Here is a 19,886-nt window from a genome sequence, read left to right as displayed (position 1 = left end):
GCCACCGTACGCCGGTGCTGGCCTCGCACGACCGTCGTGCGGGCGCCCGCGTTGACGGTGACGAGTCGGCAATGTGCAATACGTTGCATGCCGATACCCCAGTCCGCCCCCGGTGTCGGGCGTCAGCTGCTGCGCGACGACGTGTACGGCCGGCTGCGGGACGCGATCATCGACGGGACCTTCGAGCCGGGCGAGCAGCTGCGCGACGCCGAGCTGGCCGCGTGGCTCGGCGTCAGCCGTACGCCCGTCCGCGAGGCGCTGCTGCGACTCGCGCAGACGGGGCTCGTGGTCGCCCGCCCGGGACACTCGACGACCGTGAGCACCATCAGCGCGACAGCCGTGCGCGAGGCCCGCGACGTGGTCGCCGCGATGCACGAGCTGGCGGTCCTCCAGGCGGTGCCACGGCTCACGCCCGACGACCTCGACGAGATGCGCGCGGCCGAGGCCCGCTTCGCGGAGGCCGTCGCCGCGGGTGACGTCGACGCCGCGCTGCGTGCCGACGACGAGCTCCACGGCGTGCCGGTCCGGGTGTGCGGCAACCGCGCCCTCGCGACGGTGCTCGACCAGTTCGTCCCGGTCCTGCGACGCGCGGAGCGGCTCCGCTTCGCGTCGGCTGGCGCTCGCGAGTCGGTCGCCCGGCACCACGACCTGGTGCGGCTGTGCGGCGAGGGGGATGCCGAGGGCGCGGCGTCGGTCGTCCTCGACACCTTCCACGCGCTCTCGACCGACGACGGGGAGTGAGCCGGTCGGCTCACGGCGCCTGCTGCAGCTGCTCGCCGAAGAACGCCAGCACGGCGTCGACGGCCACCTGCGAGCGGTGGGCGGTCACGGTGGAGTGCCCCTTGCCCTCGAGCTCCACGCGGATGAAGGCGTCGCCCAGCTCGGTGGTGAGTGTCTCGAAGCGCTTGCCGACCGCGGGGTCGGACCGGTAGCGCACGCCCAGCACCTGCTGGCCGGCGGCGCACCGGCCCTTGACGATGTCGAGGTCGGCGGGGGAGAGGTTGACGTCGCGCGACCTGGTCGGGCCGATCGCGAACGGCGTGCTCGGTTGGCAGAGCACTGGTGCCACCACGGCCGGGTCCACCAGCATCGCCAGGGCGAACCCGCCCGTGAAGCACATCCCGAGCGCGCCCACGCCGGGGCCTCCGAGCTCGGCGTGCAGGTCGCGCGCGAGCGAGCGCAGCCACACCGCGACGGGTGTCGTCTCTCCGGTCCTCAGCTTGGTGAACTCTCGGCTGACGCAGACCTGGCGCAGGGTGCGGGCGACCGACCCGGCGGTCATCCCAGCGCCGTCGGTGCCGAACAGGCTCGGCATGACCACGGTGTGCCCCGCGTCGACGACCTCCTGGGCGAAGGCCGCGACCTCGGGGGTGATGCCGGGGATCTCGTGGATCACGATGACGCCCGGTCCACTGCCCCGCCGGTACGTCGGATGGGTGACGCCGTCGTACGTGTGCGTGCCCTGGGCCCAGCCGTCCGGGAAGCTCATGCGCGCATCATGCCGCGCACCCGGGATCAGAACGTGTAGCCGAACGCCTCGAGGTCGCGCGCGTAGACCTCGGCGACCTTCGCCCGGGTCGCGTCGGTGTAGTAGTCGCGGTAGCTGCCGTGCGGCGACTTGTTGCGGTGCGGGACGTGGACCGGCTCGCTGCCGAGCCGCCGCTCGACGTGGGCGAGGTCGTCGGCGAAGGTCTCGGTCCGTCCGACGAAGTCGACCTCGCGGTCGGGCGCGCGGAGGTAGTCGACCTGCGGCCGGCCGACCCGGGGCAGCTCGTCGGTGCCGCGCAGAACGAACTCGTCGAAGCCGGCGTACGCCGCCGCCGCCCGCCACATGTCGTTGCCGCGCATCCGCGTGGCCTCCCCGCCCTGCGGGCGGCCGCTCGACGGGCCCCACTCGAGGTCCCAGTCCTGGATCATCGACCACCACGACACCATCCGCGCCCAGGGGTTCCGCACGAAGGCGAAGGACCAGTAGCCGGCCGTCTGCGGCTCCGCGCGCAGGATCCGGGCGTACGGCGCGTGTCGGCCGAGCGGGGGAGTGACGCCGGGTGCCTTGCTCCGCGCATCGGGACAGCAGCGCTCGAACGCGACCCCGACCGACACCCCGCCGGTCTTGGGCACGTGCACGAAGAGCGCGCGCTTGTCGTCGGAGATGAGCACGGGCGCGAGGCTAACCCACGCACCGGTGACAGGCGCCGCCTGCGTCTCGCCCGGCCGCCGACCGGACGCGCCGGTGCGGGATGATCGGCCCGTGATGACGTTCCTCGAGCTCGGGCCCGGTCGGGACTTCGTGCTCCTCGCCCTGCCCAAGACGGCGAGCACGGCCCTCGAGCGGACGCTGTCGCCGTACGCCACCGAGTCGGTCAGCGCACCCCCCGGCCGCAAGCACCTCCCGGCACGCGGCTTCGTGCACACCAAGGCCCACGAGCTCGCCGAGCAGGGGCACCCGCGCGAGTCCTACGAGCTCGTCGCGATGTTCCGTGAGCCGATCGCCTGGCTCGAGTCGTGGTGGCGCTACCGGGCGCGCGAGGACAGCCGGCAGTCGACCGCCGACATGACGTTCGAGGAGTTCGCCCTCCACTACCTCGCCGGCCACGACGACGCGCCGGTCCCCAAGGGGCGCCCGGCGAGGTTCATCCACGCCCAGGGTGCGGTCGCCGTCGACCGGGTCTTCGCCGTCGACCGGCCCGATGTCTGGTCGGCGTGGTTCAGCAAGCGGATCGGCCGGCCGTTGGACTTCGAGCGGCGCAACGCCTCCACCGCCGAGCACGGGGAGCTCGGCTTCGCCACCCGCGAGGCGCTGGTGGCCCACTTCGCGCCGGAGTACGACGTGTGGCGCCGGCTCGAGGCCACGGGCGAGTGGTCGGGCGCCCGCGGCACCCGCCTGCCGGACCTCGACGGCCCGGCACGCCCTGGCCGTCAGTCGTAGGTGTAGCCGAAGACCTCGATGTCCTCGGCGTAGACCTCGGCGATCCGCTGGCGCGTCTCGTCGGTGTAGTAGTCGTGGTACGTGCCGTGCTTGGACTTGTTCTTGTGCACGGGCGTCGACGGCTCGAGGCCGAGCTGCACCTGCACCCGCTGCAGGTCCGCGACGAAGTTCTCCGTGCGACCGATGAAGTCGACCTCGCGACCGTGCTTCGGCGCGCGCAGGTAGGTGATCTGCGGCGTGCCGACGCGCGGCAGCTCCTCGGTCCCGCGCATCACGAACTCGTCGAAGCCGGAGTAGGCCGAGGCCGCTCGCCACATCTCGTTGCCGTCGCGCATCGAGCCGTGCTTGACGTCCTGCGGCTTGCCGCTGCTGGGTCCGTGCCGACGGTCCCAGGCCGAGATCATCGAGTACCACGAGACCATCCGGGCCCACGGGTTGCGGACGAACCCGAAGGTCCAGTAGTCGATCACCTGCGGCTCGTTCATGATGATCTTGCCCAGCGTCGCGTGGCGGCCGATCGGGACACGCGCCTTGCGCGCGTCGGGGCAGGCCTCCTTGACGGTCTCCTCCACCGACACGCCGCCCGTCTTGGGGACGTGGACGAAGAGGACCTTGCGCGAGTCGCTGATCAGCACGCGGCGAGGTTATCCCACGCTCCGCCTGACTACTCTGGGCCCGTGACCGGCACCCTCGTCGCGAAGGACCTGGCCGGTGGCCACGGGCCGCGCACCCTCTTCGAGTCCCTGAACCTGACCGTCTCCCCGGGCGACGTGGTGGGGGTCGTCGGGGCCAACGGCGCCGGGAAGTCCACGTTGCTGCGGCTGCTCGCCGGCGAGTCGGCGCCGATGGCCGGGCGGGTGTCGACCGCCCCCTCGGACGCCTTCGTGGGCTGGCTGCCGCAGGAGCACGAGCGCATCGCCGGCGAGACGATCGCCGGCTACCTCGGCCGCCGCACGGGCGCGACCCGCGCCACCCGGGCGATGGAGGACGCGGCCGCGGCGCTCGAGTCGGAGGACCCCGAGGCGCCCGACGTGTACGCCGTCGCGCTGGACCACTGGCTGGCGACCGGCGCGCCGGACCTCGAGGACCGTGCTCCCGCGGTCCTGGCGGAGCTCGGCCTCGACCTCGGCCTGGACGCCCTCATGACCACGCTCTCGGGTGGTCAGGCGGCCCGTGCGGCCCTCGCCGCGCTGCTGCTGAGCCGGTTCGACGTGGTGCTCCTCGACGAGCCCACGAACGACCTCGACCTCGCCGGTCTCGACCGGCTGGAGTCGTTCGTCCGTGGCCTCCGCGCCGGCGTCGTCGTGGTCTCCCACGACCGGGAGTTCCTGGCCCGCTGCGTCACCCGGGTCGTCGAGGTCGACCTCGCCCAGCGGCAGGTCGCGGTCTACGACGGCGGCTACGACGCCTACCTCGAGGAGCGGGCGGTCGCCCGGCGGCACGCCCGCGAGGCCTACGAGGAGTTCGCGGACAAGAAGGCCGACCTCGTCTCCCGCGCTCGCACCCAGCGGGAGTGGAGCTCGCAGGGCGTGCGCAACGCGATGCGGAAGGCGCCCGACAACGACAAGATCCGCCGGCGCGCCCAGAGCGAGTCGTCGGAGAAGCAGGCCCAGAAGGTGCGGCAGATGGAGTCCCGGATCGCGCGCCTCGAGGAGGTCGAGGAGCCCCGGAAGGAGTGGGTGCTGCAGTTCGACATCGCGGCCGCGCCCCGCTCGTCGAGCGTCGTCGCCGTCCTCGACGCGGCGGTCGTCCGGCTCGGCGACTTCCAGCTGGGGCCGGTCTCGCTCCAGGTCTCGGCCGGGGACCGCATCGCCATCACCGGCCCCAACGGCGCCGGCAAGACCACCCTGCTGCGGCTGCTGCTCGGACACCTGGCGCCCGACGAGGGCCGTGCCTCGCTCGGCGCGAGCGTCGCGGTCGGCGAGATCGACCAGGCACGTACGTCGCTGGCGGAGGCGCTGCCGCTCGGCGAGGCCTTCGAGGCCGCCGTACCGGCGATGACCCCGGCGGAGGTGCGCACCCTGCTGGCCAAGTTCGGCCTCAAGGCCGACCAGGTCGGCAGCCTCGTCCACCGGCTCTCGCCCGGCGAGCGCACCCGCGCCGCCATGGCGCTCCTGCAGGCCCGCGGCGTCAACCTGCTCGTCCTCGACGAGCCCACCAACCACCTCGACCTGCCCGCCATCGAGCAGCTCGAGCAGGCGCTGGCGACGTACGACGGCACGCTGCTGCTGGTCTCCCACGACCGCCGGATGCTGGCCAACGTCACCCTCGACCAGCGCTGGGACGTCGACGGCGGCCGGGTCACCGCTCGCTAGCATCCCCGGCGTGACGACGACGGGGGAGACGACCGAGGAGGCGACGGGGGAGAGGCGCGGCTACCGCGCCTCGCAGAAGGTCCTGCACTGGCTGACGGTGCTGGCCGTGGCCGCCCAGCTCGCGGTCGGCTACCTCCTCGACCTCGACGGCGACTGCGACCCGCCCGGGGAGGGCCGGAGCGGCGGCGACACCAGCGACGTGGAGGAGGACCGGCTCGACCGGCTCGAGGACCAGTGCGAGGCCCGCGCCGACGACTACGACCTGCTCGGTGGCGGGTTCGACCTCGCCGAGGTGCACCTGATCCTCGGCCTCACCGTGCTGGCGCTGGGCGTCGTGCGCCCGCTGTGGCGCAGGGTCGCCGGCCTGCCGCCGTGGTCCGAGCACCTCTCCGCAGGCCAGAGACGACTGGTCCACTGGACCGAGCGCGCCCTGCTGGCGCTGCTGGTCGTCGTGCCGCTCAGCGGGATCGTGCTGGTCGCCACCGGGGACGACGCCTGGCTGCCGCTGCACGTCGCCGCCCACGTCGCGTTCTTCGTGGCGCTCGCGGCGCACCTCTCGACCAACCTGCGGCCGGTCATCCTGCGTCGGATGCTCTGACCGCCGGTCGGACACGCTGTCAGGAGAGCCGGCCTCAGGCCTCGAGCGGCCAGCCCCGCTGCGCCCAGCCGCCCGTGCCGCCGGCGACGTTGATCGCGGTGATGCCCTTCGCGCGCAGGTGGTCGACGACCGCGCGGCTGCGGTTGCCGGACTGGCAGATGACGAAGACCGGGACGCCCGTCGGCAGCTCCTCGACCCGCGTCGGGACGTCGTTCATCGGGATGTGCACCGCGCCGGGTACGCGCCCGCCGGCCACCTCGGCGTCCTCACGGACGTCGACGACGTAGGCGCCCTGGCTGTGGGCGGCGGCGAACTCGTCGAGGCCGACCTCGTCCTGCGGGCCGTTGGCGGCGGCCTCCTGCGCGGCGGCCACCTCCTGCCGCACGGCGTCCATGTCGAGCTCGCGGGCCTGCTCGATCACGCCGGTGAGGGCCTGCGGCGGCATCGCGCCCGCCTGGTTGAAGAGGAGGATGCCGTCGCGGAAGAGCATGAGGGTCGGGATGGACGAGATCGCGGCCATCTGGGCGAGCTGCTGCTCGGCCTCGGTGTCGACCTTGCCGAAGACGATGTCGGGGTTGTCCTCGGAGGCCTTCTCGAAGACGGGGGCGAACTGGCGGCACGGTCCGCACCACGCAGCCCAGAAGTCGACGAGGACGATGCCCTCGCCGCTCACGGTCTGCTCGAAGTCGGCCAGGGTCAGCTCACGCGTGCTCATGGCTCAAGCGTGCCACGGCGGTCCGCGTCGAGCAGGACCCCCGGGTTCAGCACCCCCGCCGGGTCGAGGACGGACTTCGCCGCCGCCAGGGCGGCGGCGAACGCGTCGGGCCGCTGCTCGTCGTACCAGGGGCGGTGGTCGCGGCCCACCGCGTGGTGGTGGGTGATGGTGCCGCCGTGGTCCACGATCGCGCGCGAGACGCTCGCCTTCACCTCGTCCCACTGCTCGACCAGCGCGCCCCAGCGACCGGGGGCGTAGACGCCGTAGTAGGGCGCCGGGCCGTCGGGGTAGACGTGGGTGAACCGGCAGGTGACCACCGCTGCGCCGCAGACCCGCTCCGCCGACTGCTGGGCGGCGGCGGTGACCGCGGCGTGCAGCGCGGGGAAGCGGTCCCAGGTGCACGCCGTCTCAAACGTCTCGACGACCATCGAGCGCCGGGACATCGCGTCGCGCTGGTAGGGCATCCGGAGGAACGACGAGCGCCAGCTCGTGGCCGTGCCGGCGGCGTCGCCCTGCTCGTGGGGGGTCGCCTCGCCGCCGTGCTCCGCGGTGATCGCGAGGGCTCGGTCGAGAGCGTGGTCGACCGCGTGGTCGGCCGACTCGAAGCCGAGCACGAGCACCCCGCCGCCGGTCGACGTGCCTGCGTTGAGGAAGGCCTCCGCCGGGTCGAGCAGCCGGCAGTTGCTCGGGTGCAGGCCGGACTGCGCGATCGCCCGGGTGGCGTCGACCGCTCGCTCGAACGAGGCGAACGTCACCGATGCCGTACGCCGCCACCGCGGCCGCTGCTGGAGCCGGACCCAGGCCTCGGTGATCACGCCGAGCGTGCCCTCCGAGCCGAGGAACAGCCGGTCGGGCGAAGGCCCTGCCCCCGAGCCGGGCAGCCGCCGGGTCTCGGTGACACCGGCCGGGGCCACGACCCGCATCGACTCGGTCAGGTCGTCGATGTGGGTGTGGAGGGTGGCGAAGTGACCGCCCGCCCGCGTCGCCAGCCACCCGCCCAGCGTCGAGAACTCGAAGGACTGCGGGAAGTGCCGCAGGGTCAGCCCGTGCGGGCGGAGCTGGTCCTCGAGGTGCGGGCCGAGGACGCCGCCCTGCACGCGGGCGGCGCGGCTGGTCGCATCGACCTCGAGCACCCGGTCGAGCCGTCCGAGGTCGAGGGTGACCGCCGGGCCGTCGAAGCGCGGCTCGACGCCGCCGACGACCGAGCTGCCGCCGCCGTACGGCACCACGGCGACCTCCTCTCCGCTGCACCACTCGAGGACCGCGGCGACCTCGTCGTCGTCACGGGGCCGGACGACGACGTCCGGGAGCGGCCCGACGTCGCCCTGGAGGTTGCGCACCACGTCGCGGAAGGCCTTGCCGCGGGCGTGGGAGAGCCGGTCGGTGGCGTCGGTGGACGCGATCGCCCGCAGCCGCGGCGGGACGTCGATGCGGGGAGGGGGCAGGTCGAGGGACGCCGGCTCCGGCGGGTCGTGCGGGGTGAAGTCGTGGTCGGGGAGCAGGGCCGAGGCGCGGGCCACCAGGCTCCCGGCCTCCTCGGCCGTGACCGCCTGCTCGACCTCGCCCCAGCCCCACCACGAACGCGTCATGGGAGCAGTGTGGCGGCGTGGTCGGGGCCGCGTCACCAGCCGCGTTCGCGCCACTCCGCGAGGTGGGGTCGCTCGTCGCCGAGCCGGCCGTCGCCGCCGTGCCCGGGGTAGAACCACGTCTCGTCCGGGAGCCGGCCGAAGATCTTGGTCTCCACCTCGCCGACGAGCTGGGTGAAGGCGTCCGCGTCCCCGAACGTCGCGCCCACGCCGCCGGGGAAGAGGGAGTCGCCGGTGAAGAGGTGCGGGGTCGGCGCGACCGAGCGGTCGTCCAGCAGGAGGCAGATGGACCCGGGCGTGTGCCCGGCCACGGGGATCACCGCCAGGTCGCACGTGCCGACCGCGATCTTGTCGCCCGCGCCCGCGCGGCGCTCCACGCGGACGCCGGTCTGCTCCTCGATGGCGTCGGCGTCGGGGGCGCCGGCCACCACCGTCGCGCCGGGGTGGGCGGCCTTCACGGCGGCGAGCGCGCGGTGGTGGTCCCAGTGCTGGTGGGTGGTGACGATCGAGGTGAGCGAGCGGTCGCCGACCAGCTCGAGCAGTCGCTCCGGCTCGGCCGCGGCGTCGATGAGGACCAGCTCCTCGGTCTCGCCGCAGTGGAGCAGGTAGCAGTTGTTGGACATCTCGGGGTCGACGGCGACCTTGGTCAGCGTCAGGCAGCCGAGCGTGCGGACGTCGGGGGCGCCGCCGGGCGAGACGTCGCCCGTGTAGTCGTTCACCATGTCTCCACCTCCGGGAGGTCGTTCGAGTCGGACGTGAGGTCCTCGCCGGCGCCGCGGCCGGTCAGCCACCACCCCAGCGCCGCCGACGTACCGGTGACGACGGGTCCGCCGTCACCGTCCTCGGACGTGGCTCCGTAGTGCCACTTGTGGTCGAGGTCGGTGGGGCGTACGTCGAAGGGCGTGGGGTAGGGGCGCTTGGTCATCGACTCCAGCAGGATCGCCCGGAAATCGGCCGGCCAGTCGTCGGCGGTGTAGCCGACGCCGAGGTCGGCGTGGTGGATCTCCACCTCGCGCAGGCGCATCAGCACGACGTTGCGCAGCGCGAAGTCAGGTCCGCCGGGCGTGCGCTCGAACCGTCCCTCCCAGTCGGCCTCGTGCATCGCCGCGAGCGCCTCGCCGAAGCGGCCGGTGGCCGCGAGGAAGCGCTCCCGCAGCTCGTCGGGCGCGGCCGCGGCGAGCTCCTCGATGTCGGCGACGCGCGCCTCGGGCGAGGCGTACATGGGCTGCGGCCGGCCGACGTGCGCGCCGTGCAGGACGCCCGCCAGGCCCTCGCCGTTGAGCGTGAGGTGGGCCACGACGTGGGCGCGCGTCCAGCCGGGGAGTTGGGACGGCTCGTCATACTGGGACTCGGAGAGCGCGTCGACCGTGCGGACGAGCGCTCGATCGGCTCGGGCGATGGTGTCCGGGTCGGGTCTCGGGACGTCGATCACCCGCCCATCGTGCCACTTCGCCAGACACCTCACGGTCCACCCTGCCGGGTGGACGATGGGCCCGCTGTCGGTGGCGCGTGAGAGTGTTGACCGGTGCGTCGACTTGCCAGCGACGGCGCTCCGGGACGAACATGTGTTCGACTCCGTCAATGCCAGAACGAGGACCACTGTGGCCGACCAGCTCATCATCCGGGGCGCCCGGGAGCACAACCTCAAGGACGTCTCCCTCGACCTCCCGCGTGACTCGCTCATCGTCTTCACCGGGCTGTCCGGGTCGGGCAAGTCGAGCCTGGCGTTCGACACGATCTTCGCCGAGGGCCAGCGCCGCTACGTCGAGTCCCTCTCGGCCTACGCGCGCCAGTTCCTCGGCCAGATGGACAAGCCCGACGTCGACTTCATCGAGGGCCTGAGCCCGGCGGTCAGCATCGACCAGAAGTCGACCTCGAAGAACCCGCGCTCGACCGTCGGCACGATCACCGAGGTCTACGACTACCTCCGCCTTCTCTACGCACGCGCGGGACGCGCCCACTGCCCGACCTGCGGCGCCCCGATCGAGCGGCAGACCCCGCAGCAGATCGTCGACCGCGTCCTCGCGCTGGAGGAGGGTCGCCGCTTCCAGGTGCTGGCGCCGGTCATCCGGGGCCGCAAGGGCGAGTACGTCGAGCTGTTCCGCCAGCTCCAGCAGCAGGGCTTCAGCCGCGCGCGCGTCGACGGCCAGACCCACACGCTCGACGAGCCGCCGACGCTCGACAAGAAGCTCAAGCACACGATCGAGGTCGTGGTCGACCGCCTCGCGGTCAAGGAGTCGTCCAAGCGACGCCTCACCGACTCGGTCGAGACCGCGCTGGGCCTCGCCGGTGGCCTGGTGGTCTTCGACTTCGTCGACCTCGACGCCAAGGACCCCGGGCGCGAGATGAAGTTCTCGGAGAAGATGGCGTGCCCCAACGACCACACCATCGACACCGACGACCTCGAGCCCCGCTCGTTCTCCTTCAACTCGCCCTTCGGTGCGTGCACGGTCTGCTCGGGCCTCGGCACCCGGATGGAGGTCGACCCCGAGCTGGTCGTCCCCGACCAGGGGGCCACCCTCGGCGAGGGCGCCATCGCGCCGTGGAGCGGCGCCCATGTCGCCGACTACTTCCTCCGCCTGGTCAACGCGCTGGGCGAGGAGCTCGGCTTCGACCTCAACACACCCTGGGACCAGCTGACGCCCAAGGCGCGCACCTCCCTGCTCGAGGGCCACAAGACCAAGGTCCACGTGGTCACCAAGAACCGCTACGGCCGCCAGCGCGCCTACTACGCGGCGTTCGAGGGCGTCCGCCCCTACGTCGAGCGTCGGCACCGCGAGGCCGAGTCCGACACGAGCCGCGAGCGGTTCGAGGGCTTCATGCGCGAGGTGCCGTGCCCGGCCTGCCGCGGCACCCGCCTGAAGCCGGTCTCGGTGTCGGTCACCCTGGGTGCCCGCGACCAGGGCGGCAAGAACATCGCCGAGGTCTGCGCGCTGCCGATCAACGAGGCCGCCCACTACCTCCGCACCGTCGACCTGTCCGTGCGCGAGCGCCAGATCGGTGAGCGGGTGCTCAAGGAGATCCAGGAGCGCCTGCAGTTCCTGCTCGACGTCGGCCTCGACTACCTCTCCCTCGACCGGCCGAGCGGCTCCCTCTCCGGCGGTGAGGCGCAGCGCATCCGCCTCGCGACCCAGATCGGCGCCGGCCTCGTCGGCGTCCTCTACGTCCTCGACGAGCCGTCGATCGGGCTCCACCAGCGCGACAACCAGCGCCTCATCGAGACACTGGTGCGGCTCAAGGAGCTCGGCAACACCCTGATCGTGGTCGAGCACGACGAGGAGACCGTCCGCGTCGCCGACTGGGTCGTCGACATCGGGCCGGGCGCCGGCGAGCACGGCGGTCAGGTCGTCCACTCCGGCACGGTCGAGGACCTCCTCACCCACCCCGACTCGATGACCGGCCAATACCTCAGCGGTCGCCGTGAGATCCCCGTCCCGGCCGTGCGCCGTCCGCGCACCAAGGGTCGCGAGCTCACCGTCCACGGCGCCCGCGAGCACAACCTGCGCGACGTCGACGTCAGCTTCCCGCTCGGCGTGTTCACCGCCGTCACCGGCGTCTCCGGCTCCGGCAAGTCGACCCTGGTCAACGACATCCTCTACACGTCGCTGGCCAAGCAGATCTACAACGCCCGCACGGTCCCCGGTCGCCACACCAAGATCACCGGCCTCGAGCACGTCGACAAGGTGATCCACGTCGACCAGTCGCCGATCGGTCGCACCCCGCGGTCCAATCCGGCCACCTACACCGGCGTCTTCGACCACGTCCGCCGGCTCTTCGCCTCCACCCCTGAGGCCAAGATGCGCGGCTACCTGCAGGGCCGCTTCTCGTTCAACGTCAAGGGCGGCCGCTGCGAGGCGTGCTCCGGCGACGGCACCATCAAGATCGAGATGAACTTCCTCCCGGACGTCTACGTCCCGTGCGAGGTGTGCCACGGCGCCCGCTACAACCGCGAGACGCTCGAGGTCCACTACAAGGGCAAGACGATCGCCGAGGTCCTCGACATGCCGATCGAGGAGGCTGCCGAGTTCTTCGCGGCGGTGCCGGCCATCGCGCGCCACATGACGACGCTGGAGGAGGTCGGGCTCGGCTACGTCCGCCTCGGCCAGCCGGCGACGACGCTCTCCGGCGGCGAGGCGCAGCGCGTCAAGCTCGCCAGCGAGCTGCAGAAGCGCTCCACCGGTCGCACCGTCTACGTCCTCGACGAGCCGACGACCGGCCTGCACTTCGAGGACATCCGCAAGCTGCTCGGCGTGCTGTCCAGCCTGGTCGACAAGGGCAACTCCGTCCTGGTGATCGAGCACAACCTCGACGTCATCAAGACGGCCGACTGGATCATCGACATGGGTCCCGAGGGCGGGTCCCGCGGCGGCATGGTCGTCGCCGAGGGCACGCCCGAGGACGTCGCGGCCGTCCCGGAGAGCCACACCGGCACGTTCCTCGCACCCATCCTCGAGGGTCGTGGCGCGCAGCAGCCCGGCGCGCCGCGGCGACAGAAGGTCGTGGCCGCGAAGTCGGCCCCGGCGTCGAGGACGACCAAGAAGGCGCCGGCGAAGAAGACGACGACCGCGAAGACGGCTGCGAAGACGGCGAAGACGGCGGCGAAGAAGGCCCCGGCCCGGAAGGCTGCTGCGAAGAAGTCCTCGTGAGCACCATCAGGGTCCTCACGGGTCCTCTGGCTAGGGTCGCGGCATGACCGCCATGAACAGACGTCGCGCCCTGACCGGCACCGCCGCCATCGCCGTCGGCGTCCCCGTCCTCGCCGCCTGCGGCTCCGACGAGCCGACGGCCACCGATCCGTCCACCTCTCCGTCCCCGTCGCCGAGCGACGCGTCGCCCTCGTCGCCGAGCACCGACGGGACGGAGACCCCGAGCGCCGCGGCGGCGCTGGCCACCACGTCCTCCGTGCCCGTGGGCGGCTGCTTCGTCAACGCCGACGCCAAGGTCGTGGTGACCCAGCCGACCGAAGGTGACTTCAAGGCGTTCTCCGCCGTGTGCACCCACCAGGGCTGCCTCGTCGAGTCCAGCAGCGACGGCGAGATCCCGTGCCCGTGCCACCTCAGCCACTTCTCCCTGGAGGACGGCTCGCCGATCTCGGGGCCGGCGTCGTCGCCCCTCGCCCCGGTCGAGATCACCGTCGACGGCGACTCGATCACCCAGGCCTGAGCCCACCCCGGGCTGACCCACGACCGGGCGCCCCCCACCCCGACCGACGGTGTCGGGGGCCGCCCGTAGGGTTGGCGGGTGGCCATGCCGAGCTCCTATCGACCCGCGCCCGGGTCGATCCCGACCAAGCCGGGGGTCTACCGCTTCCGCGACGCCAAGGGCCGCGTCATCTACGTCGGCAAGGCCAAGAGCCTGCGCCCGCGCCTGTCGTCGTACTTCCAAGACATCGGCAACCTCCACCCGCGCACGGCGACCATGGTCACCACCGGCGCGAGCGTGGAGTGGACCGTCGTCGACACCGAGGTCGAGGCCCTGCAGCTGGAGTACAGCTGGATCAAGGAGTTCGACCCGCGCTTCAACGTCAAGTACCGCGACGACAAGTCCTACCCCTGGCTGGCGGTGACCGTCGGCGAGGAGTTCCCGCGGGTGATGGTCGGTCGCGGCGCCAAGCGCAAGGGCACCCGCTACTTCGGCCCCTACAGCCACGCCTGGGCGATCCGCGAGACCGTCGACCTGCTGCTGCGCGTCTTCCCGATGCGCTCGTGCAGCAACGGCGTCTTCAAGCGCTCGTCCCAGATCGGCCGCCCCTGCCTGCTGGGCTACATCGACAAGTGCGCGGCTCCGTGCGTCGGCAACGTGACGCCCGAGGAGCACCGCGAGATCGTCGACGACTTCTGCGACTTCATGGCCGGCAACACGACCGCCTTCACCAAGCGCATCGAGCGGGAGATGTACGCCGCCTCCGAGGCGCTCGACTTCGAGAAGGCCGCCCGGCTCCGTGACGACCTCGGCGCGCTCACCAAGGCGCTGGAGAAGCAGGCCGTGGTGCTGCGCGACGGCACCGACGCCGACGTGGTCGCGCTCGTCGAGGACCCGCTCGAGGTCGCCGTGCAGATCTTCTACGTGCGCGGCGGTCGCATCCGCGGCCAGCGCGGCTGGGTCGCCGACCGCACCGACGAGGGCGGCACGCCCGAGCTGGTGCAGGACTTCCTCCTCCAGCTCTACGGAGGCGAGGACGACTCGATCCCGCGCGAGGTGCTGGTGCCGGCCCTGCCGCCCGACACCGACGTGCTGGAGCAGCTGCTCACCGAGCGGCGGGGGAGCAAGGTCGCGATCCGCGTCCCCCAGCGGGGCGACAAGCGCGACCTGCAGCAGACGGTGGCCAACAACGCCGCCCAGGCCCTTGCCCTCCACAAGACGAAGCGGGCCAGCGACCTCACCACCCGCAACCGCGCCCTCGAGGAGATCCAGCAGTCGCTGGGGCTCGACGAGGTGCCGCTGCGGATCGAGTGCTACGACGTCTCGAACCTCCAGGGCACCGAGGTCGTCGCCTCGATGGTCGTCTTCGAGGACGGCCTCTCCCGCAAGTCCGAGTACCGGCGGTTCGTGATCCGGGGCGTCGACGGCCAGAACGACGTCGCGTCCATGCACGAGGTGATCACCCGGCGGTTCAAGCGCCTGCTCGACGAGCAGGCCCGCAGCGAGACCGTGTCGACCGACTCCGGTCCGATGCTCGTCGATCCAGAAACGGGCCGCCCCCGCAAGTTCGCCTACGCCCCCTCGCTGGTCGTCGTCGACGGCGGACCGCCCCAGGTGGCGGCGGCCCAGCAGGCGCTCGCCGAGCTCGGCATCAACGACATTCCCGTGTGCGGGCTGGCCAAGCGGCTCGAGGAGGTGTGGCTGCCGGGGGAGGAGGACCCGGTGATCATGGCCCGCACCAGCGAGGGCCTCTACCTCCTGCAGCGGATCCGCGACGAGGCCCACCGCTTCGCCATCACCCACCACCGCAACCGGCGCTCCAAGTCGATGGTGGAGAGCACCCTCGACGACGTCCCGGGCCTCGGCGAGGTGCGCCGCAAGACCCTGCTCAAGCACTTCGGGTCGCTCAAGAAGCTGCGCGAGGCCGACGTCGACCAGATCGCCCTCGTGCCCGGCATCGGACCGCGCACGGCCACGGCCATCAAGGACGCCGTCGCCAACGCCGACGCGACCCGCAAGACTGCTCCCAAGGAGCCGACGATCAACACCGCCACCGGCGAGATCCTGGAGGACTGACGAGTGGAACCCACGCCCGGCGAGCTCGTGATCGTCACCGGCATGACCGGCGCCGGTCGCAGCACGGCAGCCAAGGAGCTCGAGGACCTCGGCTACTTCGTCGTCGACAACCTCCCGCCGACGCTGGTGCGCGACGTCGTGCGCCTCGTCGACGACAGCCGCGGCATCCACCAGCCGATCGCGGTGGTGGTCGACGTCCGGTCGGGCTCGTTCTTCGACTCCCTGCAGGCCAACCGCCACCAGCAGGTGACCGGCCGCCCCACGACGCTGCTCTTCCTCGAGGCGACCGAGGAGGTGCTGGTGCGTCGCCAGGAGGCTGCCCGCCGGCCGCACCCCCTCCAGGGTGGCGGACGCCTGCTCCACGGTCTGCAGCGCGAGCGCGGCGTGATGGCCGACCTCCGCGGCGACGCCGACGTGCTGCTCGACACCTCCAACTTCAACGTCCACCAGCTCCAGGACAGGATCACCGAGCTGTTCGGCACGGCCGCGACGACGCGCCTCAAGGTCACGGTCATCAGCTTCGGCTTCAAGTACGGCATCCCCGTCGACGCCGACTGGGTGGCCGACATGCGCTTCCTGCCCAACCCGCACTGGGTCCCGGAGCTGCGCCCGCAGAACGGTCGCGACCCCGAGGTGTCGGACTACGTGCTCTCCCAGCCCGGCGCGGGCCGGTTCCTGGAGCAGTACCTCCCGGTCCTCAAGACCGTCGCCGAGGGCTACCTGGCCGAGGGCAAGCGGTTCATGCAGGTCGCCATCGGCTGCACGGGCGGCAAGCACCGCAGCGTCGCGATGACCGAGGCGATCGCCGGGCTCCTCCGCGAGTCCGGCTACGACGTCAGCACCTCCCACCGCGACCTCGGCAGGGAGTGACGTGGCCCGCGACACCGCCCAGGCTGCGGTGGCCCTCGGCGGCGGACACGGGCTGTTCGCCACCCTGTCGGCGCTACGTCGGCTCCACGACGACCTCACGATCGACGACCTGACCGCCGTCGTGACCGTCGCCGACAACGGCGGCTCGTCCGGCAGGCTGCGCGGCGAGTTCGGCGTCCTGCCGCCGGGCGACCTGCGGATGGCGCTCGCGGCGCTCTGCGGCGACGACGAGTGGGGCCGCACCTGGGCCGACGTCCTGCAGCACCGGTTCGCCGGCCAGGGCGAGATGAACGGCCACGTCGTCGGCAACCTGCTGATCGTCGGGCTCTGGGAGCTGATGGGTGAGCCGGTGCGGGCGCTCGACTGGGTCGGGCGGCTCCTCGGCGCCCACGGTCGCGTGCTCCCGATGGCGACGACGCCGATGGACATCACGGCGCGGGTCCGGGGCGCCGAGGAGGCCGACCCCGAGGCCGTCACCGTCGTACGCGGCCAGGTGGAGGTGGCCACCACGGGAGGCCGCATCGAGTCCGTCGCCCTCGTCCCGGAGGACCCGCAGGCCTGTGCGGAGGCCGTCGACGCGATCCTCGCCGCCGAGTGGGTCGTGCTCGGTCCGGGGTCGTGGTTCAGCTCGGTGATCCCGCACCTGATGGTGCCCGGGCTCCGTCGTGCCCTTGCCGAGACCGCCGGGCGGCTCGTCGTGGTGCTCAACCTCGAGGCGCAGGCGGGGGAGACGACCGGCTTCGGTCCCGCCGACCACCTCGCCGCCCTGTTCGAGCACGCGCCCGACCTGACGGTCCACGCGGTGCTCGTCGACGCGTCCGCGATCGCGGACGACCAGGCCCGGCTGGAGAAGGACGTGGCCGACCGCGGAGCCCGTCTGGTGGTCGCCGACATCGCCGTCCCGGGGGAGCCGCGCCACGACCCCGACCGGCTTGCCGAGGCGTTCCGGAAGGTCGTCGACGAGGCCTGAATCACGCCTGCGCGGCTGGCTCGACCGTTCCCGCCGAGGGTCGTTGACCTACGTGGCAGGATTCGCCCCATGGCTATGACGGCACAGGTGAAGGCAGAGCTCGCCTCCACCCAGATCACCAAGACCTGCTGCCGCAAGGCCGAGGTCGCCTCGATGCTCCGCTTCGCCGGCGGCCTGCACATCGTGAGCGGCCGCATCGTCGTGGAGGCCGAGCTCGACACCGGCGCCGCGGCGCGCCGCCTCCGCACGGACATCTCGGAGGTCTACGGCCACCCGTCCGACGTGGTGATGGTGCAGGGCAACGGCATCCGCAAGGGCAGCCGCTACATCGTGCGCGTCACCAAGGACGGCGAGGCGCTGGCCCGCCAGACCGGCCTGCTCGACAACCGCGGCCGACCCGTGCGTGGCCTCCCGCCGGCCGTCGTGAGCGGGGGCGGCTGCGACGCCGTCGCCGCGTGGCGCGGTGCCTTCCTCGCGCACGGCTCGCTCACCGAGCCCGGCCGCTCGTCCTCGCTCGAGATCACCTGCCCCGGCCCCGAGGCCGCGCTCGCCATCGTCGGCGTCGCCCGGCGCCTCGGCATCTCCGCCAAGGCGCGCGAGGTGCGCGGCGTCGACCGCGTGGTGATCCGCGACGGCGACGCGATCGGCGCGCTGCTGACCCGGCTCGGCGCCCACGAGTCGCTGATGGCCTGGGAGGAGCGCCGGATGCGGCGCGAGGTCCGCGCCACCGCCAACCGCCTCGCCAACTTCGACGACGCCAACCTGCGCCGCTCGGCCCGTGCCGCCGTGGCCGCCGGTGCGCGCGTGGAGCGCGCCCTGGAGATCCTCGGCGAGGAGATCCCCGACCACCTCCGCCAGGCCGGCCACCTCCGCCTCGAGCACAAGCAGGCCTCGCTCGAGGAGCTCGGCCAGCTGCACGAGCCCGTGCTCACCAAGGACGCGATCGCCGGCCGCATACGGCGTCTGCTGGCGATGGCCGACAAGCGCGCCGAGGACCTGGGCATCCCCGACACGGAGTCGTCGCTGACCCCGGAGATGCTGGCCGACGAGGGCTGATCGGCCCGGAGGACCCCCGGAGAAGCTAGCGGGCCTTCTCCCGCAGGGATGCCCCGCGGGCCTGTCGTACGGTCGCCCAGGCGCTCAGCAGCGCGACCGTCCCGAGCAGGACGGCCACGACCAGTGCGGTGCCGCTCAGCAGCACCGGATCGATCCGCGCGACCACCCGTGGCCACGAGGCCTCCTCGACCTGCCCCAGGGTGATCCGACCCAGCACGATGAGCTGCGCGGCCGCACCGGCCAGCAGGCCCGCGACGGCAGCGGCGCCGAGCACCACGAGCTGCTCCACGGCCACCGACGACAGCACCGAGCGACGTCGTACGCCCACGACGCTCAGCGCGGCGGCGTCCATCCGGCGCCCCGGCAGCTGGATGGCCGTGGTGACCACGAGGCCGGCCACCGCCATCAGCAGCACGAGGACCGACGCGACGAGGTAGAGGCGCAGGGCCAGGGCGTACGCCGTCCCGTCGAGGCGCTCGCGCTCCTGGGCGAAGACGCGCTCCACGGTGAGACCCTGCCCCGCCAGCGCGGTCGTGACCTGGTCGGGGGTGCCGGCCGCAGCCAGGACGCGTACCTCGAACTCCTCCTCGTAGACCGTGCGGTTGGTCGTCAGGACGGAGTAGTCGATCAGCACGCCCTCGGGACCGAGGAAGGGCACGCTCTCCGCGACCAGCACGGCCTCGGAGGGCGGGGGACCGCCGACGGACGAGGTCGCGGCGCCCGCGGCGACGCGGCCGAGGCGGTCCACGGCCTCCCGGCCAGCCACGACGGGACGCAGGCCCCCCATGCCGGACGTCAGGGCAGCCTTGCCGGTCCCGTCGGCGGTGACGACGAGGCCGCTGCCGTCGACCTGCACGTCCTGCGCGGCCTGGGTGACGCCCTCGTCGACGAGGTGCCAGTCGCCGCGGGTGAGGACGTCGGAGGCATCGGTGCCATCGGCCTCGAGCGGACCGACGACGTAGTCCCCGGAGAGCTCGGTGGGCAGGCCGGCAGGTCCGGCGAGGGCGAAGCCCTCGACCGTGCAGCCGCGCTCGCACGGGACGCGCTCGGTGGCGGTGGACGTGCCGGGCCCGAACGGTCCGACGTACGCGTTGAACGTGTCGCCGCCCGAGGTGCGCATCCGCATCTCGACGGTGACCTCCCCGGCGGCGCGGGGCACGGTCAGGTCCAGCCGGAGGCGTGCGCCGGTCAGTGGGGGTGTGCGCGGCCGGGTGATGAGGTCGACGACGTCGTCCACGCTGTGCCCCGGCGTCCACGAGGGGTCCCACAACGAGGCGGTCGGCAGCCGCGGCACGTCGGCGACCACGTAGACGCCGTCCTGGGCGTTCCAGGTGCCCGTGGCCATCAGCCATCTGCCGTCGGGGTCGAGGCGGTGGGTCAGGGCGACGGCCTCGCTCATCGGCAGCTCGCTCGACCAGACCGTGCTGGCCGGGGCCTGGGTGGCGGCCACGCTGGCCCGCCAGGCGCCGGCCGCGTCGAAGGTGCCGGCGCCGAAGGTGACGACAGCGATCGCGATGGTCAGGGGGAGCACGACGAGGGTGCCGACCGAGCGCCGCGCGACGGCCCGCACGGCGAGGAAGCCCGCGACACCGCGCGCCGGTCGGCGGGCCAGCGCACGTGGCGCACGTG

General features: G+C 72.7%; 18 protein-coding genes. 10 read left to right on the top strand and 8 right to left on the bottom strand.

All coding sequences use genetic code 11. The features are described from left to right. Positions 1-87 precede the first annotated feature (87 nt). Complete coding sequence (locus tag AC1DP1_RS18535) at positions 88-741, top strand: GntR family transcriptional regulator (protein ID WP_477508089.1); 654 nt, start codon at positions 88-90, stop codon at positions 739-741. Positions 742-751: 10 nt separating this feature from the next. Here AC1DP1_RS18535 and AC1DP1_RS18530 read toward each other — a convergent pair whose 3' ends face one another. Together AC1DP1_RS18530 and AC1DP1_RS18525 are read right to left on the bottom strand one after the other, a co-directional pair. Beyond that, positions 752-1,489: a dienelactone hydrolase family protein gene (locus AC1DP1_RS18530; RefSeq protein ID WP_477508088.1), complete on the bottom strand. Its 738-nt coding sequence runs from the start codon at positions 1,487-1,489 to the stop codon at positions 752-754. Between the two features lie 26 nt (positions 1,490-1,515). Next, positions 1,516-2,160, bottom strand: coding sequence for a sulfotransferase family 2 domain-containing protein (locus AC1DP1_RS18525; RefSeq protein WP_477508087.1), 645 nt, complete (start codon positions 2,158-2,160; stop codon positions 1,516-1,518). A gap of 91 nt (positions 2,161-2,251) precedes the next feature. On the opposite strand from AC1DP1_RS18525, the gene AC1DP1_RS18520 reads away from it, so the two are divergent. Next, positions 2,252-2,929 (top strand): hypothetical protein, encoded by a 678-nt coding sequence (locus AC1DP1_RS18520; protein ID WP_477508086.1) that lies wholly within the window; start codon positions 2,252-2,254, stop codon positions 2,927-2,929. Here the strand turns inward: AC1DP1_RS18520 and AC1DP1_RS18515 are convergent. Beyond that, the gene (locus AC1DP1_RS18515; RefSeq protein ID WP_477508085.1) at positions 2,920-3,564 is read right to left on the bottom strand and encodes a sulfotransferase family 2 domain-containing protein; all 645 of its coding nucleotides are present in this window, start codon (positions 3,562-3,564) and stop codon (positions 2,920-2,922) included. The genes AC1DP1_RS18520 and AC1DP1_RS18515 overlap by 10 nt on opposite strands. 42 nt (positions 3,565-3,606) lie before the next feature. Between AC1DP1_RS18515 and AC1DP1_RS18510 the strand changes: the two genes are divergently transcribed. Both AC1DP1_RS18510 and AC1DP1_RS18505 read left to right on the top strand, forming a co-directional pair. After that, complete coding sequence (locus AC1DP1_RS18510) at positions 3,607-5,244, top strand: ABC-F family ATP-binding cassette domain-containing protein (RefSeq protein ID WP_477508084.1); 1,638 nt, start codon at positions 3,607-3,609, stop codon at positions 5,242-5,244. Between the two features lie 10 nt (positions 5,245-5,254). Next, positions 5,255-5,842, top strand: a complete 588-nt coding sequence (locus AC1DP1_RS18505) for a cytochrome b/b6 domain-containing protein (protein ID WP_477508083.1) — start codon at positions 5,255-5,257, stop codon at positions 5,840-5,842. A gap of 34 nt (positions 5,843-5,876) precedes the next feature. Here the strand turns inward: AC1DP1_RS18505 and trxA are convergent, their stop codons facing one another. From trxA to AC1DP1_RS18485, 4 genes are read right to left on the bottom strand one after another with little or no spacing between them, the layout of a single operon-like run. After that, the gene (gene trxA, locus AC1DP1_RS18500) at positions 5,877-6,557 is read right to left on the bottom strand and encodes a thioredoxin (RefSeq protein ID WP_457186818.1); all 681 of its coding nucleotides are present in this window, start codon (positions 6,555-6,557) and stop codon (positions 5,877-5,879) included. Next, positions 6,554-8,146, bottom strand: a complete 1,593-nt coding sequence (locus AC1DP1_RS18495) for an FAD-binding oxidoreductase (protein WP_477508082.1) — start codon at positions 8,144-8,146, stop codon at positions 6,554-6,556. The genes trxA and AC1DP1_RS18495 overlap by 4 nt, the downstream gene beginning before the upstream one ends. 32 nt (positions 8,147-8,178) lie before the next feature. Further along, positions 8,179-8,865, bottom strand: coding sequence for an MBL fold metallo-hydrolase (locus AC1DP1_RS18490; protein ID WP_477508081.1), 687 nt, complete (start codon positions 8,863-8,865; stop codon positions 8,179-8,181). Next, positions 8,859-9,575 carry a maleylpyruvate isomerase family mycothiol-dependent enzyme gene (locus AC1DP1_RS18485; protein WP_477508080.1) on the bottom strand — a complete coding sequence of 239 codons (717 nt, stop codon included), beginning with the start codon at positions 9,573-9,575 and terminating at the stop codon, positions 8,859-8,861. The genes AC1DP1_RS18490 and AC1DP1_RS18485 overlap by 7 nt, the downstream gene beginning before the upstream one ends. Positions 9,576-9,744: 169 nt before the next feature. Between AC1DP1_RS18485 and uvrA the strand changes: the two genes are divergently transcribed. From uvrA to whiA, 6 genes are all read left to right on the top strand, one after another. After that, entirely contained in the window at positions 9,745-12,789 is a 3,045-nt protein-coding gene (gene uvrA / locus AC1DP1_RS18480) for an excinuclease ABC subunit UvrA (protein WP_477508079.1), read from the top strand. Positions 12,790-12,832: 43 nt separating this feature from the next. Continuing rightward, on the top strand, positions 12,833-13,306 hold the full coding sequence (locus AC1DP1_RS18475) for a Rieske (2Fe-2S) protein (protein WP_477508078.1): 474 nt from the start codon (positions 12,833-12,835) through the stop codon (positions 13,304-13,306). 78 nt (positions 13,307-13,384) lie between these two features. Next, complete coding sequence (uvrC, locus tag AC1DP1_RS18470; protein ID WP_457186829.1) at positions 13,385-15,361, top strand: excinuclease ABC subunit UvrC; 1,977 nt, start codon at positions 13,385-13,387, stop codon at positions 15,359-15,361. Between the two features lie 3 nt (positions 15,362-15,364). Then, positions 15,365-16,231: an RNase adapter RapZ gene (gene rapZ / locus AC1DP1_RS18465; protein ID WP_457186831.1), complete on the top strand. Its 867-nt coding sequence runs from the start codon at positions 15,365-15,367 to the stop codon at positions 16,229-16,231. Position 16,232: 1 nt separating this feature from the next. After that, positions 16,233-17,201 carry a gluconeogenesis factor YvcK family protein gene (locus tag AC1DP1_RS18460; protein ID WP_477508077.1) on the top strand — a complete coding sequence of 323 codons (969 nt, stop codon included), beginning with the start codon at positions 16,233-16,235 and terminating at the stop codon, positions 17,199-17,201. Positions 17,202-17,270: 69 nt separating this feature from the next. Continuing rightward, complete coding sequence (gene whiA / locus AC1DP1_RS18455) at positions 17,271-18,257, top strand: DNA-binding protein WhiA (protein ID WP_477508076.1); 987 nt, start codon at positions 17,271-17,273, stop codon at positions 18,255-18,257. A gap of 25 nt (positions 18,258-18,282) precedes the next feature. On the opposite strand, the gene AC1DP1_RS18450 is transcribed toward whiA, so the two are convergent. Then, a partial coding sequence (locus tag AC1DP1_RS18450; protein ID WP_477508075.1) for an FtsX-like permease family protein occupies positions 18,283-19,886 on the bottom strand: 1,604 nt, incomplete at its 5' end.

It is taken from the genome of Nocardioides sp. P4_G10, assembly GCF_056401175.1.
Note: the sequence above shows the minus strand (reverse complement) of the source record. Positions and strands in the feature narration are given on the sequence as shown.

What these genes read in the sequence shown, in the direction of transcription:
- AC1DP1_RS18530 (WP_477508088.1), bottom strand. Translation starts at nt 1,489, where the DNA reads ATGAGCTTCCCGGACGGCTGGGCCCAGGGCACGCACACGTACGACGGC.
- AC1DP1_RS18490 (WP_477508081.1), bottom strand. Translation starts at nt 8,865, where the DNA reads ATGGTGAACGACTACACGGGCGACGTCTCGCCCGGCGGCGCCCCCGAC.
- whiA (WP_477508076.1), top strand. Translation starts at nt 17,271, where the DNA reads ATGGCTATGACGGCACAGGTGAAGGCAGAGCTCGCCTCCACCCAGATC.
- AC1DP1_RS18475 (WP_477508078.1), top strand. Translation starts at nt 12,833, where the DNA reads ATGACCGCCATGAACAGACGTCGCGCCCTGACCGGCACCGCCGCCATC.
- trxA (WP_457186818.1), bottom strand. Translation starts at nt 6,557, where the DNA reads ATGAGCACGCGTGAGCTGACCCTGGCCGACTTCGAGCAGACCGTGAGC.
- AC1DP1_RS18495 (WP_477508082.1), bottom strand. Translation starts at nt 8,146, where the DNA reads ATGACGCGTTCGTGGTGGGGCTGGGGCGAGGTCGAGCAGGCGGTCACG.
- AC1DP1_RS18535 (WP_477508089.1), top strand. Translation starts at nt 88, where the DNA reads ATGCCGATACCCCAGTCCGCCCCCGGTGTCGGGCGTCAGCTGCTGCGC.